The sequence below is a fragment of the Thioalkalivibrio sp. K90mix genome (genome assembly GCF_000025545.1).
GTDB lineage: Bacteria > Pseudomonadota > Gammaproteobacteria > Ectothiorhodospirales > Ectothiorhodospiraceae > Thioalkalivibrio.
The window spans coordinates 161850-179611 of record NC_013930.1; the positions used below are offsets into that span (position 1 = coordinate 161850).

The following is a 17762-nucleotide window of genomic DNA, read 5'->3' on the forward strand; positions in this document are numbered from 1 at the left end:
ATAGACGAATCAGGAGACCGCAATGAAATGGATGTGTCAGTGGGCGTTGGCGGGGGCGTGCGCAACCGCTCTGAGTGCCTGTGCTGCACAGAAGTCGGGCGAAGCCGCGGGGTATCAGTACAACGATGCCGGCACGGTCCAGGCCGCGTACGTCTTCGCCGGATGGGATGATCGGAACTGCGCACAGTATCGCCTGGAGCCGCGCCAGGAAGACGTGATGGTGCCGACGGTGATGTACGTCTGGGATGGTGCGGCATTCACGCAGGATCAAGATGCCTGCAAGCATGGCGAGAAGGCACACGAAAGCGACCATGACGAAGACCGGTAGTGGCGCAGTTGCGATGAAGCGCTGGCAAGAGATCGAAGGTCATCCGGACTCGGTGGCGCGCGCGGTCGAGGCGGGGCTGACGCCGTTTCAGGCGGAGATCGTGGCAAAACGAATGCCCGAGGCCGACACGGATACGATCCGTAAGGGATTCGTCGATGTGCGGCTGGCGAATCTGGATAGCCCGGATACCCTCCCCGGCATCGAGGCGGCCACGGAACGACTGGTGAGCGCAGTCCTTCTGGAGCAGGTCATCGCGATCGAGACGGATCACGATGTCGATGGGGTCACCAGCCACGCCATCCTGTATCGCACGCTGGTCCATGTGATGGGGCATGCGCCCGAAAAGGTGCAGTCCTACATCGGGCACCGACTAAAGGAAGGGTATGGCCTCTCGGATGCCGTTGTGGACCGCATCTTGGCGGCTGACGAAAAACCGCAGCTGGTGGTGACGGCCGATAACGGTACCGCGGACGAAGACCGCATCGCCCGCCTCGCCGGCGAGGGGGTGGATACGATCGTGACGGACCACCATGCCGTACCGGAAGCCGGGCCGCCGCGCTCGGCCGTGGCCTGTGTCAGCCCCGCGCGTGACGACAGTGCATACCCCGACACCACGATCGCCGGCTGCATGGTGGCGTGGCTCTTGGCAATGCGGGTCTATCGCCAGTGGTGCGAGGTGCAGGGCCTGGATGACCCAGGCCCCGGGCGCGCGGCCCTGATCGATATGCTCCCCGAGGTGGCCCTGGGGACGATCGCGGATTGTGTGTCGCTGGGAGAGAGTGTCAACAACCGTACGATCGTGAGGAAGGGTCTGGATCGCATCAACGCCGACGATCCTCGCCCGTGCTGGCGGGTGGCAAAACGCCACACCTGCCAGCACGGGGCGCCCTTCACGGAGGAGCGTCTCGCCTTTGACGTAGGCCCCCGAATCAATGCGCGCGGGCGACTGGACGAGGCGATGGCCGGCGTAAAGTTTCTGCTGTCTAAGGACGAGGGCGAGGCCGAGCAGTGGTGGTCGGTCCTGGATGCGGAGAATACCCAGCGCCGAGCGGTCGAGAAGGCGATGAAGGATGTCGCCATCGGGAAGGCTGAAGCGCAGGTGAGTAAGGGTGTATCTGGCATCATGGTCTGGATGGAAAACGGGCACTCCGGGGTCCATGGAATCGTGGCCTCGCGGGTACTGGAGCGTTATGGCCGACCAACGCTTTGTGTGTCGCCCGTGCATGAGTCGGGAGACCGGGTCACCGGCTCGGCACGGGGTGTCGAGGGTGTTCATGTCGAGCGTGCGCTGCGCCAGGTGAAGGCCGATCTCGGAAACCGGGTAATGAAATTTGGCGGCCATGCCGGCGCGGGCGGAATCACCCTTGAACGCAGCGCCCTGGACGCACTCGAGGAATCCTGGAACGCGGCGTGCAATGAGCAGGCGCAGGCGCACGGGTTGGTGCTCGAGCCCCTGTTGCAGGTCGAGGCCTGGCCGGAGGGCGGATTTGATGACCGGCGGGTGCGGGAGCTTGAGGCCCTGGCGCCTTTTGGTGAGCGCTTCCGCCGTCCGGTATATGCCTTGAAGGCGTTGATCCAGACGGTCAAGGCCATGGGGCAGGAGAAAACACACCTGCGCCTAGCTCTCAAGACAGACGGCGGAACCTATGGAGCGGTCTACTTCAATGCGGCAGAGCCGGGTGGCGAGACGCAATGGAGATCCGGCCAATCCGTTTGGGTGGCGGCCAGCGTCGGCCTGAATCATTACATGGGGCATTGCCGATTACAGCTGGTCGTTCGGGAGATGCGCCCTGCCAATCAGGAACAGGCTGCGGTATAGTGCCCACTGGCACGGATGCCGCCCCGCAGCGAGGGAACGCAAATGGAACAAGACCAGACCCCTGATCGCAAAGGCTCGAACGCGAAGCCGTCAGACGACCCGGAAGCGCTGGACGATGCCGTCGAGAGCGACACCGGTGAGGACGCCCAGAACGAGCGACCACGAAGCCGACGCAAGCGGGCGCGCGACTATGTCGACGCCGCCGAAGGCACGTTGATCCCCAACCAGATCTCGCCCGGGAAAATGATTCTGGTGGGGATTGTATTTGCGCTGCTGTACCTCCTGAGCTCCGACTTTATGACCCCGTACATAACTGGGGAGCGTTCCTATGAGCAGATCGTGTCCTCGGGGACCGTTGAGGAGGGCGACATGGTGTATCGCCGCGCGGTGGAGCGTGAGTTCGAAGACTGGACACGCATCCGCTATGAAGCGTCAGCGTCCGCCTCGGAGCACCGCGGGCGCATCACGATGCTGGTGGATCCGGTATGCCCGTACTGCCGCCGCGCGTTCGACCAAACGCAGGAGATGGTCGAGGCCGGGATTTCGGTGGACTACGTCGTGGTCCCGACGCGCTTGTCGAGCGAACTCAGTATGGAGTCGGCCGAGAGCGTTTATTGCGCCGCCATCGATGAGCGCCGGGATGCGTTCGAATCGGAAATGAATGAAGAGCCGTATCTGGCCCGAGAGTGCGAGATTGCGAACATCCTCGAGGTGCAGATGGAGCGCGCGCGTGAGCTGGGAGCGAATGGCACCCGACCCTGGACGGTGCTCGAAGATGGACGGGTTGTAGTGGGGCACCGCCCAATGGACGAATGGCGAACGATCCTGGATGCCGAGCCGTCGCCGGGGGCAGAGTTGAGCGCCCGGCCTGAACGGCAACCGCAAGAACCGACCCCCGAGCTTGAAAGCGACGAAGCGGAAGAAAGCGTCGAGCCGTTGATGGGTGAAGGAGAGTTGGCTGAGGACGCACTGGAGGATGAATGACGAATGCCTCCATCAGTGAAGAATTCGAGCTCGGGAGGCTCTCCACGATGGGCCTCAAGGAGTGGTGGCACGTTTCCCTCCTGCTGCCCGAAGCATGGGAGGACTACCGCAGTACACTCCGGTACGCCTATGAGCTTTCTGCGCTGGAAGATGGTTCGGATGTAGTGGTCCAGGGGGTCGTCGGCCAGGAGCCTTCCGTTTCGTTCTCGGGCGGCCGACCGCGGACTCAGGTGCAGATCCGCCTATCGGACGACACGCCGATCGCATTTTCCCTGTTCGGCGACACCCGCGGGATCAGCGATACCATCGCCACCGGCAGTACGGTGTTGTGTCGCGGACGACTAGCGCGTATGGACACGCGAATGTTCATCAACAACGCCGCGCTGGTTGAGCCGCGCTGGGCGGGAAAGATTCGCCCAGTGTATCCGGCCCCGAGAGGTGTAATGAAGGCAAGCACGGTGCGAGAACGGGTCAGCGAAGTGATCGAGGCGGCAATCCCAGAGGGGGCCGCGTGGGTGACCCAGGAGGTCCAGCGGGCGGCCGGTTCCATAGGGATCGAGGTAAAGACCAGCGAAACGGATGTACGGGAGTGGCTTCAAAAAGCACATGCCCCGGATACGCCGGAAGACGGTATGCGTGCAAGCCGCAAGCTCGAGGAGTTGGCGGCGCTGGCGGCGCTGGCAAAGGCCTACAGCGCCAAACAGTGTGGGTCGCGGGCGCATGCGCTGGATCTCAGAGGCTGGAGGAGTCGAGCGGGGGATGTTCCGTTCACGATGACCGAGGAGCAGGAAGCAGCCGTCGAAGCGATCACCCAGCAAATGAATACGATGGAGCCCCAACGTCACCTCTTGAGCGGGGATGTGGGGACCGGCAAGACCGTCGTGTTCGGGCTTGTGGCCGCCGCGACCTACGATGCCGGGTATTCGGCCGCGGTTATGCTGCCGAATGAGCCGCTGGCCCAGCAGGTCGCACGGGAGTTGGGGGAAATGTGGCCGGACATCTCGTTCGTGACGGTGGCTGGCGATTCAGTCCCGCACCCGCAGGCCGGGGTCGATGACCCGGTCATCTTTGTTGGCACGACGGCCTTGCTCTCGCGGATCAACGAAGACGCCCGGCCGCGGATAGGTCTGGTCGTAGTCGATGAGCAGCAGAAATACAGCGTCGCGCAGCGTGAGCAGCTCGCGCAGGACGGGGCGCACCTCCTGGAGGCCACCGCGACCTGCATCCCGAGGACGATGGCTCTCATCCGCTATGGGGCCATGCAGCTATCACAGCTGCGCACGCCCCATACGCCGAAAGAGATCACGACGCAGGTGGTGCCGGGTGCGGAATCCAAGCGTGTGTTCAGCCAGATCCAGAAGACCCTCGAGAAAGGGCATCAGGTCCTGGTGGTGTACCCACTGAAGGAAGGTGACCCGAACGACCGGATGGCGCTGAGCAACGCCATTGAGTTTTGGAAGAAACGTTACGGAGATCGTGTCGCGGCGATCTCGGGAAGCATGGAGGACACCGAGAAGGAGCAGGCGTTGGCCCGCCTTCGATCGGGGGCGGCGGACATCCTGATTGGGACCACGGTCGTTGAGGTGGGATTAAATGCACCAGGGCTGCGGCACATCGTTATTGCCGATGCATCCCGGTACGGACTGATGCAGCTGCACCAGTTGCGCGGCCGGGTTGCCCGCCAGGGCGGGAAAGGGCTTTGCAGCCTGATCGTCCCAGATAACGCGAAGGAACGTACGCTGGAGCGCTTCCGCGTACTGGAATCCACACAAGACGGGTTCGAAGTTGCCGAACATGACATGCGGCTACGCGGCTTCGGCGATCTCGGAGCGGATGGCGGCACGCAGCACGGGGGCGATGAGACCTTCCTGTTCGGGAAGAAGATCGACGTGGAGGTCGCCGACAAGGTGGCAGGCGCGATCCGCAGCCGCATCGAGGAACGATACGCCGGCGGGTGATCGGTAGATTTCCCCCGGCATACGCAGCAAGGAGGCCGCGTGCAAGTAGTGCAGGAAGCAATTCGACGTTTTCGGGACGCATGGAACGCATTGGTATCCGGTGCGTCCGAAGGAGCCGCGGCGGAAGGCCCTACAGAGCAGGCCCGGAGCCGGAACCTTAACCGCGCCCGTCAGGCGGATGTGCGTCCCCTGAACCTCGAAGATGACATTCCGCGCTATCCATCGTACATGGACGGGCTCCCGGCGGTTCCGGTCAAAACGGTACTCCAGACGCAGATGGAACTCCTGGCGAAGATTCGTGGCGAGTTCGAGGTGAACACGGACGAGGAGCGCATGATCTTCGAGCGTTCGCTGCGCCGGTTTGCCGCGATCGTTCATCTGCTTCCCGCCTCCGAGAATGACCATCACGCCCGCGCCGGCGGTCTGTTCCGGCACGGTCTCGAGGTTGCGCACCATGCCCTGAAGATCAGTCACGTTCACGCACCCTTTGCGCGATCCGAGTATGCGGAACGCCGAAAGGAGCTGAACATCCGCTTCCGTTATGCGGTCCTGGTTGCGGCGCTTTGCCACGACATCGGCAAGCCAATCACGGATATTAACGTCACGGACGACTCGGGCTCTCGCCGCTGGAATCCCTTTGGCGCCAGCATCCCCCAGTGGGCGCAGGATCTGGGGGTTGAGCGCTACTTCATTCACTGGAATCGGGGGCGCAGCAAGCGCCACGAGCCCGCGTCACTCACTCTGTTGAGCGAGATCCTTGGGACAGGGGGCAAGGCGTTCCTGAGTGACTACCCCTCCAGCCTGTTCTCCGACACGCTCGAAGCAGTAGGCGGCGATGCGAGCCCGCTGAATGTGATCGCCAAGGTGGTGAAAACGGCGGATTCGAGTTCGACGGCCGCGGACAAGCGCCAGACCGTTTCGGACTACGGCGGCACCGGGATCCCGGTCGAGCGGTACTACCTCTCGGCGATGCGGCGCCTGCTGAGTGAGCGCGGGTGGAAGCCCAATAAACCCGGGAGTGCCCTCTGGGTCCTGGACGGAATCGCCTTTCTGGTATGGCCGGCCGCCGGTCAGGATGTCCGCAAGCTGCTCCAGAAAGATCAGGTGCGGGGGATTCCGCTGGACAAGGACACGATTGCCCGCGAAATGCTCGACCGGAATCTCGCGACTCCCTTTGTGGATGACGAGAACAACACGCAGACGCTTTGGCCGATCCGTCCGGAACCGCTAGCCCACGGCAAAGGCGCCAAATTGACCCTGTGGGCATTGCGACTGGCTTCGGTCGACATGTTGACGGATGAGCCGATCGCCTCGGTGGGAGGCGTTTACGGTGGGGATGCGTTGGCCGTGGCAGGCGAGAGCGACACCCGCGGCACGCGTGAGGATCACGCAGAAGAAGTGATACCCGACGCAGGAAATGCGGCGGAGCCGGAGATTCCGCAAAGCGGCGCAGCAGAGATGCAAGTCTCGCCTCCTGCGAAGCCCGCGCCCACCCCAGAGCAGGCAAAGCGCAAGAAGAAAGTGCCGGGCACCGACACGCGCTCGGAAAGCCTGTCGCTGGACGACCCGGACGCAGTCCAGCCCAGCGACCTCCCTGAGCATGAACCCCCTCGGAAGATCCCGCAGGATCGTATCGTCGAGATGGACGACGAAGCGCGCCGGGAGTTCTTTGAGAACAATGCCCTGATGGGGCATATCCTCCAGGCCTTCGCGGAGGACCTGAATCGCGCCACGGTGGCATCGCCGGATATCGCCACGGTGGCCTACGAGGTGGAGGGGAACGAAGGGCGCAAGGTCAAAATTGTCGCCCTGCGCGCGCCGGACTTCTTCGCGGATTGTATGCCGGATATGGAGATCGTCCGAGAGGAAGCCAAGAGCTCGGGTCTGTTCCTGCTCAATGCCAATGCGGAACTGCCTTTCAGTGTGGATGAGGACGCCGCGGAATGGTGGCGCCTGGACTATGCCGCGAGCCATGCGGTGTTGCGGCACGCTTCGAAGTACGTCGAGAAGATTCGTCGAAAAAGGGAAAAGGGCGAGCCGGGCGGTCAGGCAGCAAAACGCCCCAGTCGCGCGCAGGACTTGGGGGGGCGCAAGGCGCGCATGCAAGAGCGCAAGGACAAAGACCAGGGAGTCAAGGCCGAGACGCCAACAATGCCGGAAGACGCACCCATGGATACGGATGCGCCGCCGGTTGTGGATGCCGATGAAGCGGCTCCGATGGTTCCGGAACCGGAAGGCGGCAGCGGGCCCGCGTCACAGTCGCATTCGGCACAGCCGGATGAGAAAACGGACCAAGGCGGCCAGCGGCCGGATGAACCGGGCCTCGAGAAGCCGGCGAAGCCGGAAAAGTCGGGCGAGCCGCGCAAGCCAGTGGCAGTGGCGGCCGGGAAAATCACGCCGCTTGCGAGCCGCTCTGGGAGCAAGAGCACGGGAACCAGGGCCAAGCCGCGTCCTGAGCGTCTGGTGTTCAGTGGAGGCAAGAAGTCGGCGCCGGATACGGATTTGAAACCGGCGGAAAAAGGCCAGGCGAAGACTCGTGCAGAAAATCACGACGAGAAGATCGAGTTCGGCGAGCAAATCACCGAAGTGGATGGCGTGAAGGCGCGGATCAAGTGGGCCAAGCGGTCGGGGCAGTCGGAATCCGAGCCTGAGAGCGTACCGCTCGGCGGCAGCGGGAAAGGAGCCTCGGGACCCGAGAAAGAAGCATCCGAAGACCAAGCCGTGGCGCAATCCCCGGAAAAGGAAGATCCGCTAGAGGGGCAATCGGTCTCGGGGTCTGGTGGCACCCCAGACGCGGATTCCGAAGCGCCGGCGCCGAAGAAGAAGAGCCGGTCACGCAAGCGGCGCAAGTCGAAGAAGGTGCCAGCGCCCCCACCGTCCGAACGTCCGCTACGCGACGACGGTGGCCCGGTCATTCGCGCCAAGCGGAAGGATGAAGTCAGAAAGGCCGATAACGACACAGCGCCATCCCCGGAACAAGGCCCTGGGACCGAGACGGCCCATCAGCAAGAAGCGGCGGAGACCCCGAAGAGCTCGGAGCCCCAACCGATGGATGCGCGGGAGCGCAAGAAGAAGATCCAGGCCGAGGTGATGAGGGTTCTCAAGGACCGCTGGGAAAGTGGATTGCCGGAAATATCCAACCAAGAGCTCAGGGAAGTCGTGGGGGCTGCTGTGAATATCGAAATTCGCGACCATCATTTGCGGGTTGCACTGGCAAAAGTGAAGGCCGAGCGAATTGAGATGGAAGTGAACGGTGAGAAGAAGGAGGGCTACCGAATAAACGAGGCGGTCGCTGACCGACTAAGAACACTGACCAGGGAAGGTGAGTAATGCTGACGTCGCATGACGAGTACGAAGTCCCGTTTCGTCCGAACTTCGAGCTGAGGAGCGCGGCCGCGTGGGCCGTGGCGGCCGGTGGCTGCGTGTTGGCCGGGTGGATGATCGCTGCGCCAGCCGGACTCATGGTGGTCTCGGCGGGAGTCTGCCTGATGGGGGCGGCTTACCGAGGCGCACAGGGTTTCCCCCGTTTGCGGGAATACCAGCGGGTCCGTAGCGGCAAGCTGGAATTTACGGACATGAAGGAGCTGCTGAGCAAGCAGAAACCCGACGCCTTGTGGATCGGCCGGGGATACGAGTGGGACAAGACGGCCGCGAATCGGGCGTATTCGATCTGGCGCCGCGGGGTCGAGAATGTCCTGGGAAAGGTCGATACGGCCACTGGTGGGGCCTTCTGGATGCAGGGGCTCAAGCGGGTGGAGGACCTGTACGTCAAGACGAAGTTTCTCGAAGGGCATACGTTGATTGTAGGCACGACCGGTGCTGGCAAAACACGCCTGTACGACATCCTGCTCACGCAGCTGGTGGCCCGGAACGAGGGTCCGGTGATCGTCATAGACCCGAAGGGTGACCACGAGATGCGTGAGAACATGCGGCGTGCATGCGAGGCCACAGGCAACCCGGAACGCTTCCAGATGTTCCATCCGGCCTACGCGGACCGATCGGTGCGCATCGACCCGCTCAAGAACTGGAACCGGGCAACAGAGGTGGCGAGTCGAATCGCGGACCTGATGCCCACGGAGTCGGGCGGCGACCCCTTCCAGGCGATTGCCTGGAACGCACTCAACTCTGGAATTCAGGGGATGGTCGAGATCGGCGAGATGCCGAGCATCGTCAAAATCCGGTCGTACATTGAGGGTGGTCCGGGGCCGCTCCTTCGCCGCGTACTGCCCGTTCACTTTGAACGCTGGAACAGCGATTGGAACAACGCCTATCGGACCTACATGTCCGGAAATCCGGATATTGGCGGCGGCAAGCGCGGGCAGCAGTCGGCCGAGGACGAAGAAATCAACAAGATGGTGGCGTTCTACACCGATCTAGTGGCAAAAGAGGAGCGCAGCTCGGTTCTGGATGGTCTCATTACCGCCTACAAGCACGACAGGGAGCATTTCCAGAAGCTCATCGCCAGTCTCATCCCGATCCTGTCCATGCTGACCTCCGATGTTATGGGTGAGCTGTTGAGTCCCGATTACGAAGACATGGACGATGACCGCCCGATCATCGATATGCAGAAGGTCATCCGTGACAACACGGTCCTGTACATCGGGCTGGATTCCCTGTCGGACAAGACCGTCGGGTCGGCGATCGGTGCGATACTGCTGGCGGACCTCGCGGCGGTCGCGGGTGATCTGTACAACTACGGGACGCCCGAGACCCGGAAGGCCATGTGGATCTGTGTGGACGAAGCCAGTGAAGTGCTGAATGAGCCGGCCGTTCGCATCCTGAACAAGGGACGTGGGGCCGGTATGCGCGCCATGATGGCGACGCAGACAATGGCCGACGTGGAGGTCAGGATGGGCGGTGAGGCCGATGCGCTGCAAAGCCTAGGGAACTTCAACAACGGGATCTATCTGCGCGTCCGTGATGGCAAAACACAGGAGTACGTTACGAAATCGCTACCCACCGTGCGGATCGAGGATATGGAAACCGGGTACCGTGAAATGGCCGGTGAGCTGGGTGAAATGGAGGCCAGCAAGGCGGGGTACTCCGAAGCGCTCAAGAAGGAGGATCTCGAGCTGATCCCACCGGCTCTTCTGGGGGAGATCCCGGATCTCCAGTTCTTTGCGCACCTGAAGGATGGAAGGCTGCTGAAAGTGCAGACCCCGATCCTGACAGGGTAGTACCCCACTCACATTGATTTGATGCGCTCAAGGGACTGAGCTATGCCGACAACACCACAATCCCCCCGGCAGCCGTTGAGTAAGGCCCGAATTGCCTTCGCGATTGTGCTGCTCCAGACCGTTTTCCTGTTCCTGTTCGACGCGCAGGATTATCTATCGCGCGTGATCGAGATTGAGCGTGACTGGAATGCGGCGGTCATGGGGCCGTCCGCCGAGGCCGAGTTTAAGGACCGTGCGGACCGGGCGTTCTACACCTGGGTGGTGGATTCAGGGCTCTATTCATCGGTTCGGTCGTGGACGCAGAGTGCCGCATCGGCCATGACCTTTGGCGATGCCGCACGAGCCAGCGTCAGTGAGGGCTCACTGTGGAGTCAGATTGAAGTGTTCTGGTTGGCGCTGTGGGCCATGTTCTATCGCCTCATGGCGTCGTTCTCGTGGCTGATCGTGTCGGCGCCTTTGTTCGCCGCACTAATGTTCGATGCCATCAATGGACGAGAGATCCGAAAATGGCGGTTTGAGCTGTCGTCACCGATGAAGCTCGATACCTACAAGAAGGGGGCCGTGCTGACTGGGGCGTTGCTGGTGTATGCGCCCTTCGCCTTGGTGCCGACCCCGGCGTGGGTGGTGCCAATTCTCGTGGGCGTGACCCTGCTCCTGGTGGGTGGCCAGATCCGCTCAACCCAGAAGCGTGTCTGACGGTGGCACGAGAATTACGCAGCCGTTATAGTGGAACGAATGCGGCTCAAGGAAGGGCCTGAAGGAGAGTGTCATGGAAGACAGTCAAGAACGCCTCGCGCAGCAGATGCTGCGCAAACACCTGAAACCGATCGCCGAGCACCTCGATGACCCCGAAGTGCAAGAGGTGATGGTGAATTCACCGTCCTCGGTTTGGGTGGAAAAGGCGGGCCAGGTTCAGCAGGTCGAATCCAAGCTGTCGGACGACGCCGTTCGCGCTGCGATCGTGCTGATGGGTCGTCTGGACCGAAAGGACGTCAACGAGAACTCCGCCGACGCCATCATCGACACCCAGATCGAGGGCATGCGCGTTGCCGCGGCCCTCGCCCCCATCGCCCAGGACGGGCATTCCATCTGTATCCGAAAGCACCGGAAGGTCCGGTTCTCCACCGAAGACTACGCCGAGCAGCTGGCGGCCTTTCACAACGGTGAGGCGGCTGAGGTCAAGCTGGACGAGCGCGAACCGGAGCCTCCCAGGGTATCCGGGGAAGGGCTTTCGGACTGGGTTCAGTGGCTCATTCGAGCCAGCAAGAATTTCCTCGTCTCCGGCGGAACCTCGTCGGGGAAAACAGCACTGCTGAATGCGCTTCTCCAGCACATCCCCGAGCAGGACCGAGTCATGGTTCTGGAGGATGTGCCGGAGTTGGATATCGGTGTGCCGAACTGCGTGCGGGTGCAGACCAATCATCAGATCGGTATCGGGATGCAGAACCTGCTCAAGCTGGCGCTGCGGTATCGCCCGGACCGTATTGTAATTGGCGAGATACGTGGGGCCGAAGCATTCGATCTGTTGCAGGCCATGAACACCGGGCACGACGGCTGTTGCTGTTCGCTACACGCCAACAGCGCGAGCCAGGCGCTGGCTCGCCTCGAGACGTTGGTGCTCACCGCCGACGTGGGTTGGCCGATGGAGGCGATCCGGGCGCAGATCGGCAACACCATTGACTACGTCATCCAGATGAGCCGGACCCAGGGTCGACGCCATCTTGCGGAGATCGCGCGTGTGGACGGTTATCACGATGGCGAGTATCGGCTGACACCGGTGTTCTACTTCAACCCCGCCGAAAGCGAAGGCCCGGGGTAGAAGCGAAGATCTCAGCCAGGTGCGTTGTTGTGACGTGCGTGGCGGGAGAAGGCGGGCTCGATGTGGGCCTGAAATGGGAAAGCCCCGATTCGCGGGAAGCGGTGTCGGGGGGGGAAACAGAAACGACGCGAGGGAATGCGGAAATGATCGAACAAATGAAGGAGCAGGCGCTGGAGCGCGCCGAACGAGCGAGCAGTTTTGTCGCGCGCCATCGATCCGAGCTGATGAAGTGGAATATCGTGAGCCTGTTGGCGTTGATTGTCATCTTCACGATCGAGCCTGCGATGGCGCAGTCAGTGGATACGACCCAAGCCATGCCGTGGGAAGGCCCCTTGGAAACCATTATGAACTCGCTGTGCGGGCCTGTGGCCTCGATGGCGGCGGTCATCGCGTTTGTCGTGACCGGTCTGCTAGTGGCCTTCGGTGAAGCGAATGGCCTGTTCGGCGTGATGATGCGGATTGCTTTCGGGCTGAGTATTGCCCTGTTCTCTGTGAACTTCCTGGAGTTCGTCGGGGTGTCGGGATTCGTCTGCGGACGGTAGCCGTCATGGTCACACAGGAGGCGCTTGAACGGGCGGGCCGGGTCTTCGTGGCCTGCCTGCCCGCAATACTGGTTTTGGTCGGTCTGTGGCCTGAGAGCCTCATGGCGCAGGACGGCGGGCGTGGGATTTCGGACGACCGGGTCCCCTGGATCGAAACGCTCACCCAGATCCGGGACTCATTCTGTGGCCCGGTCGCGCACTACACCGTGGTAATCGCGATCGTGGTGACTGGCCTGACGATGGCGTTCGGGGAGATTCAGGGTATGGCGCTCACGCTGATGCGCGTGGTGATGGGGTCATCGATCGCTTTGATGGCGGTGAAGTTTATTGGCGCCTTCGGGTTCGGCGACGCCGAATGCACCGCTCGGATGTGATGTAGGGCGATTCAAGGAGGAATTGCGTGGAAGAGAACGAGCAAGTTGATGCGAATGGTCTGCGGAAAACCCCGGTGCGACCGTCTCTGATCGAAGGGAAGAGGATCGCGGGTGTGGAGGCGAACATGGTGATCGCCAACGTCACGATTACGCTGGCGGCGGTACTGGGGCTTTACTGGTACTGGTGGATCGGGCTGTCGTGGGTCACGCACAAGCTGCTCAAGCACATCTACAAGAAGGACCGGGACGTGCGGAAGGTCTACATCGCGTACGCGCGGCAAGCGGATCGGTACGAAGCCTGGCCCCGCATCAACCAGAAGCATTCCCACCGGCCGAAGGGCTGGGGCAGGGGGATGCTGTGCTGAACGTCAGCAAGACCCGCCCGGACCAGGATTACCAGCAGACACATCGGCCGCTGGCTGAATTGCTACCGTGGATGGCACTCATCACCGACGGTTGTGTGATGAACAAGGATGGTTCCGTGCTCGTAATGTTCGAACACGAGGGGTTTGATCGCGAGGGGGTAGATGCACTGGAGATCAATACGCTGGTGGAGCGCATTGAATCCGCGATGGTGGTGCTGGATGAAACCTGCACGCTCTGGTGGACCACTCAGCGTCGCGAAATCGACCCGGACCCCGGTGTTCGGTCTTTCGATAACCCCATTGCCGACTACGTTGACCGGGCCTGGGTGAAAAACCTCCACAGTCGCCGCGCCTACAAGCACCGAAACTACCTGGCGATCAGCTTCGCGAACGTCAAAGGCTCTTCGCGTTTCTTTGACCTGTATGCGAAAGCGACCGCGGATGGCATGCCGGCTCTGAAAGCCCTGATGCAGGCCGCCACGATTGCCTTGCAGTCGAAGGATCGCCTGCTGTTTGAGGCGGAGGAGGTCACGCACTGGATTGACAAAATCGAGAATACCGTCGATCAGTTTACCGCATCCCTGAAGACGCTCCAGCTGAGGCGCCTGAAGGGGAAGGAGCTGCTGGCTGTGCTGCACCGAACAGTATCGCCGTCGTCCAAGCAAAAGCTGGTCGCCCCGGACCCCGATCAGGCCTATCTCGATAGCTACCTGGGCGAGGACGCGGTGACGGTCCACCCGCGGTACCTGAAATTCTCAGGCCACAAAAATCGCTACGCCGCAACGGCGAGTGTGAAATCCTGGCCCCACTACAGCACACCGGGGATCTTCGACTCGATCCAGAAGGCGGACGCGGAGCTGGATTTTACGGTGGCGTTCCGCGTGCAGAGCAAGGAAAGCGCTCGCGGGTACATAGAGGATGTGCGCCGCCACAACGCGAATTTCGCCAAGTCCCTTTTCGGGTACGCCAAGGAGGCGTTTACCCAATCGGACACGGCGACGATCGACAACACCCGTCTGATTCAGTCAGAGGAGGCGGATGACGCGCTAACCGATCTAGGGGCGGGCGGGTCGGCCGGCTACCTGCTCGCAACACTCACGGTCTACGCCCAGTCGCCGAAGCATTTGGAGCGCGACTACAACGAGACGATGAAGCTCCTGCACGAAGCGGAGTTCGTGTTGATGAGGGAGACGATCCACTTGCTGTCGGCTTGGTGTGGGCACATCCCCGGGCAGATGAAAGAACCGGTCCGATGGATGTTCGTGTCGGGGCGCAACTATGCAGACTCCATACCGCTGAGAGCGATCCGAACAGGTTCTCGGACCAATCACTATCTCACTCAGCAGCGCGGAGAGGAGACCGGTGCTTTGACGGCGTTAGAGACTGAGCATCGGATTCCGTACTTCTTCAACTTCCACGAGACGGATCTTCCGCATGGGTTCGTGATCGGCCCTAGCCGCGCGGGTAAGTCGGTTTTTATGATGTTTCTGGCATCCCAGTGGAACCGCTACGCACCGAGTCAGGTGTTCATTTTCGACAAGGATTTGACCTGCCGAATCCCGACCTACCTGCACGACGGCAAGTATCTCTGGCTCGGGAAAGAAAACACGGCGATGAACCCGTTGTCGCAGCTCGACAGTGAAGAAGACTTGACCTGGTTTGCGAGCTGGGTGGAAACGCTGATCGAGTCCCGCGGGTACCAGATTAAGGCGGAGGACGAAAAACTGATCTGGCAGGCCGGCAAGGAAGTGATGGCACTCAAGGAGGCAGGGGAAACGGTCACACTGTCGAGCTTCGCCTTGCATCTTCCGGTGCATCTGGCCGAGGAATTGGAACCATGGGTCGGGGATGGTGGAAAGGCCTCGATGTTCGATAACGAGGAAGATGCGCTGTCGCTGGCAGACTGGACAGCAATGGAGATGGGACAGCTATTCAATGACGAGCGTGCTGCCCGGGCATTTATGGACTATGCCTTCTATAGGATTTACCAGCGTCTCGATGGGCGTCCCACGCTGATCTACATCGAAGAGGCGTGGTTCATGCTGGCCGATGAGCGGTTTGCGGCGAAGGTGAATGACTGGCTTCGGACCCTCGCCAAGAAAAATGCAACGCTCATTATGGCAACACAATCCCTCGAGGAGCTTGCGCAGAGCTCGGCATTCGTCTCGATGGTCGACAACATCCCCAATCGGATCTTTCTCTCGAACGCCAACGCCCGCGCCTCCAAGGAGCTCTACACCAAGCGTTTCGGGCTCACCGATGCCCAGGTCGAGCGTATCCGTACCATGACACCCAAGATGCAGTATTACATCTGCACGCCGAAGGCTTCCCGGATGGTGGAAGCACAATTCCCGCCGCATGTGCTGGCGTACCTTCGATCCGACGCGAAGGCGCAAAAAGTGTTCAACATGGCCCGTGAGAGCCATCCGGAAAAATGGAAGGAGGTCTACCATGACCGCATGCAGGAAGAGATCTGATGGCGTGACGGCACTGCTGGCGGCGCCGGTAGCGGTTGCGTTGATGGCCTGGTCAGAAGTAGCCACGGGGGCGGCGTCAGGGAGTACGGTGTACGACCCGGTGCATCACTCGGAAACGATCGCTTCTGTGCTTCAGGATGCGCAGCATTACCAGCAGGAGTTGGAGCGATTCTATCGCCAGTTTGAGAATCTGGCGAACCCGGAGGCGATGGTGGGCGACACGGGCGTTCAGCTTGGGCAACTTGAGAGTTACGTCCAGGAGGTGGAACGGTTCGCGGGGTCGCTCGGGAATGCGCGGGAGTTTATGGATGATGTACATCGCGATTTCTCGGTGAGCCCATACGAGGATTGGGAAACCTACAATGAAGCCCGTACCGACCAGGCGGACCGCAATGTAGGGCGTGCTCGGCAGCAGTACGGACGCGCAGCGGAGATCACTCAGGACCTCGAAAGCCAGTATCAGCAGATCCAGCAGCACGAAGCGAACGTCCCCGCGATTCAGGGTGAGGTGCAGGGGTTTCAGTCCCTGTCGTCCCAGATGGCTCTGATGACGCGACAGAACGCCCAGCTGATCGAAATATCGAATCAGGCGATGGAGGCTGAAGGCGAACAGAGGACGATAGAGGAAGCCGAGCTGGAAGCGGAACGCACCGAAGCGCGCGCCCAAAGCGAAGCGGCGCGTCAGCACAATCAAGAAACGCGGGATCGCGCGCAGTCGCACTTTGAAGCGATGGGTATTCGCTGAGCGGGATGCCGCGGTAGCGGGGCCACGGAGGGCCAGTTAAAGCCATGGGTGACAGGCTGAGTATCGGAGACGCCATCGAATTGATCATGGAGTACGCATTGGCTCCATTGGTCATGGCGAATGAATTGGCCGTAACCCTGGCCGACCGGATGACCATGGTGTCCTTGACGCTCATGGACATCTTTCTGGTCATCATGGTGGTTTACGCCGGGTTGAAGATGGCGGTATCGAACACCATGGATTCGAGCGATTTCATCTTCGGCATGATCAAAATGGTCGTCTTCTGGGCGATCATCTACTGGATGGTGAACAACTATTCGGACCTCATCGATCGATTTTTCGATGGGTTCGATCGCCTCAATCAAACGATCGCGGAAGAAACGCTGGCGGCTGGTCAAAGCGCGGGTCTTGGTGAAGCGGCTGAAGGTGTAGATGCGGGTAGCGTGCTCAGTGACGACGCGATCGCGGGGCAGGCAACGCTTGAGGCGCTTGGGGTGTATATAGACGAGTTTTCGGCCGGTCTCGCCGAGGCCCGTTCCGAAGCATGGGCGCGTGTGGCTGACGCGAGCTGGCGGGCGAAAGTTCCTCAATCGTTCCGCGCCTTTGTGTTTTGGCTTTATGCCGGTCTCTTGCAGCTCGTCGCGATCGCCTTCGTGATGCTATTCCTGGTTCTGTACACCATCGTTCTGGTAACGGTGATGTTTATGAAGGCAGTTGTGGTGGCCGTGGGACCGCTGATGTTGATGTTCTTCCTGGTGCCTTATCTGTCATTCCTCTCCGATGGCTGGGTGAGATCCGCCATAACCGTTGGATTGACCATGATGATGATCACCATTGTCATGTCCATCTTCGGAGGCGTGATGTGGATGGTCATGGGGGGTGTGCCGCTCGGACGAGAGGGGTTCGAGGGGATGACGATCTCGCAACTGTATGGCTATTACGACTTCCAGATCATTCTCCCGTTGATCTTCGTGACATTGATCGGGGGGTACATGATGTTGCAAGCGCCCCAGTTGGCCGAAATGATGATGAATGGTCGCCAGATGGGGATGGCGATGGGCCGAGGCGCCAGTCAGGGTGCCCAGAAAGGTGGGGCGGCGGCCAACGCTGGGGCTCGGAGTGCCCTGAACAAAATGCGCGGCCGTAAATAGCAAATCGCCGCGAGTAGGCGATC

14 protein-coding genes are annotated in these 17762 nt (G+C 61.1%); all 14 read left to right on the plus strand.

The features are described 5' to 3' along the window. The first annotated feature begins 22 nt into the window (after positions 1–22). The gene (locus TK90_RS14085) at positions 23–328 is read left to right on the plus strand and encodes a hypothetical protein (protein WP_013006660.1); all 306 of its coding nucleotides are present in this window, start codon (positions 23–25) and stop codon (positions 326–328) included. After that, positions 312–2147, plus strand: a complete 1836-nt coding sequence (locus TK90_RS14090) for a DHH family phosphoesterase (RefSeq protein WP_018940600.1) — start codon at positions 312–314, stop codon at positions 2145–2147. The genes TK90_RS14085 and TK90_RS14090 overlap by 17 nt, the downstream gene beginning before the upstream one ends. A gap of 42 nt (positions 2148–2189) precedes the next feature. Then, the gene (locus TK90_RS14095; protein WP_013006662.1) at positions 2190–3131 is read left to right on the plus strand and encodes a thioredoxin fold domain-containing protein; all 942 of its coding nucleotides are present in this window, start codon (positions 2190–2192) and stop codon (positions 3129–3131) included. Continuing rightward, positions 3128–5089 carry a DEAD/DEAH box helicase gene (locus TK90_RS14100; RefSeq protein WP_013006663.1) on the plus strand — a complete coding sequence of 654 codons (1962 nt, stop codon included), beginning with the start codon at positions 3128–3130 and terminating at the stop codon, positions 5087–5089. Before TK90_RS14095 ends, TK90_RS14100 begins: the two co-directional genes overlap by 4 nt. A gap of 39 nt (positions 5090–5128) precedes the next feature. Continuing rightward, positions 5129–8419, plus strand: a complete 3291-nt coding sequence (mobH, locus tag TK90_RS14105) for a MobH family relaxase (RefSeq protein ID WP_013006664.1) — start codon at positions 5129–5131, stop codon at positions 8417–8419. Further along, positions 8419–10266 carry a conjugative transfer system coupling protein TraD gene (gene traD / locus TK90_RS14110; RefSeq protein WP_013006665.1) on the plus strand — a complete coding sequence of 616 codons (1848 nt, stop codon included), beginning with the start codon at positions 8419–8421 and terminating at the stop codon, positions 10264–10266. Before mobH ends, traD begins: the two co-directional genes overlap by 1 nt. A 42-nt stretch (positions 10267–10308) precedes the next feature. Then, positions 10309–10962: a DUF4400 domain-containing protein gene (locus TK90_RS14115; protein ID WP_013006666.1), complete on the plus strand. Its 654-nt coding sequence runs from the start codon at positions 10309–10311 to the stop codon at positions 10960–10962. Positions 10963–11068: 106 nt separating this feature from the next. Next, positions 11069–12085, plus strand: coding sequence for a CpaF family protein (locus tag TK90_RS14120; protein ID WP_244406407.1), 1017 nt, complete (start codon positions 11069–11071; stop codon positions 12083–12085). Positions 12086–12228: 143 nt separating this feature from the next. Further along, entirely contained in the window at positions 12229–12627 is a 399-nt protein-coding gene (locus tag TK90_RS14125) for a TrbC/VirB2 family protein (RefSeq protein ID WP_013006668.1), read from the plus strand. Between the two features lie 5 nt (positions 12628–12632). Next, positions 12633–13001 carry a TrbC/VirB2 family protein gene (locus TK90_RS14130; RefSeq protein WP_013006669.1) on the plus strand — a complete coding sequence of 123 codons (369 nt, stop codon included), beginning with the start codon at positions 12633–12635 and terminating at the stop codon, positions 12999–13001. Positions 13002–13027: 26 nt separating this feature from the next. Continuing rightward, positions 13028–13366 carry a VirB3 family type IV secretion system protein gene (locus TK90_RS14135; RefSeq protein WP_013006670.1) on the plus strand — a complete coding sequence of 113 codons (339 nt, stop codon included), beginning with the start codon at positions 13028–13030 and terminating at the stop codon, positions 13364–13366. Beyond that, a complete protein-coding gene (locus tag TK90_RS14140) occupies positions 13360–15843 on the plus strand; it encodes a VirB4 family type IV secretion system protein (protein ID WP_013006671.1) in 2484 nt (827 codons plus the stop codon). Before TK90_RS14135 ends, TK90_RS14140 begins: the two co-directional genes overlap by 7 nt. 4 nt (positions 15844–15847) lie before the next feature. Then, a complete protein-coding gene (locus TK90_RS14145; protein ID WP_148216271.1) occupies positions 15848–16588 on the plus strand; it encodes a hypothetical protein in 741 nt (246 codons plus the stop codon). 44 nt (positions 16589–16632) lie between these two features. After that, complete coding sequence (locus TK90_RS14150) at positions 16633–17739, plus strand: type IV secretion system protein (RefSeq protein WP_013006673.1); 1107 nt, start codon at positions 16633–16635, stop codon at positions 17737–17739. The last annotated feature ends 23 nt before the right edge of the window (positions 17740–17762 follow it).

Excerpts from the sequence above, each read along its gene's own strand:
- TK90_RS14085 (WP_013006660.1), top strand. The coding sequence starts at position 23 with ATGAAATGGATGTGTCAGTGGGCGTTGGCGGGGGCGTGCGCAACCGCT.
- TK90_RS14100 (WP_013006663.1), top strand. The coding sequence starts at position 3,128 with ATGACGAATGCCTCCATCAGTGAAGAATTCGAGCTCGGGAGGCTCTCC.
- traD (WP_013006665.1), top strand. The coding sequence starts at position 8,419 with ATGCTGACGTCGCATGACGAGTACGAAGTCCCGTTTCGTCCGAACTTC.
- TK90_RS14115 (WP_013006666.1), top strand. The coding sequence starts at position 10,309 with ATGCCGACAACACCACAATCCCCCCGGCAGCCGTTGAGTAAGGCCCGA.
- TK90_RS14090 (WP_018940600.1), top strand. The coding sequence starts at position 312 with ATGACGAAGACCGGTAGTGGCGCAGTTGCGATGAAGCGCTGGCAAGAG.
- TK90_RS14095 (WP_013006662.1), top strand. The coding sequence starts at position 2,190 with ATGGAACAAGACCAGACCCCTGATCGCAAAGGCTCGAACGCGAAGCCG.
- TK90_RS14130 (WP_013006669.1), top strand. The coding sequence starts at position 12,633 with ATGGTCACACAGGAGGCGCTTGAACGGGCGGGCCGGGTCTTCGTGGCC.
- TK90_RS14125 (WP_013006668.1), top strand. The coding sequence starts at position 12,229 with ATGATCGAACAAATGAAGGAGCAGGCGCTGGAGCGCGCCGAACGAGCG.
- TK90_RS14150 (WP_013006673.1), top strand. The coding sequence starts at position 16,633 with ATGGGTGACAGGCTGAGTATCGGAGACGCCATCGAATTGATCATGGAG.
- TK90_RS14120 (WP_244406407.1), top strand. The coding sequence starts at position 11,069 with ATGCTGCGCAAACACCTGAAACCGATCGCCGAGCACCTCGATGACCCC.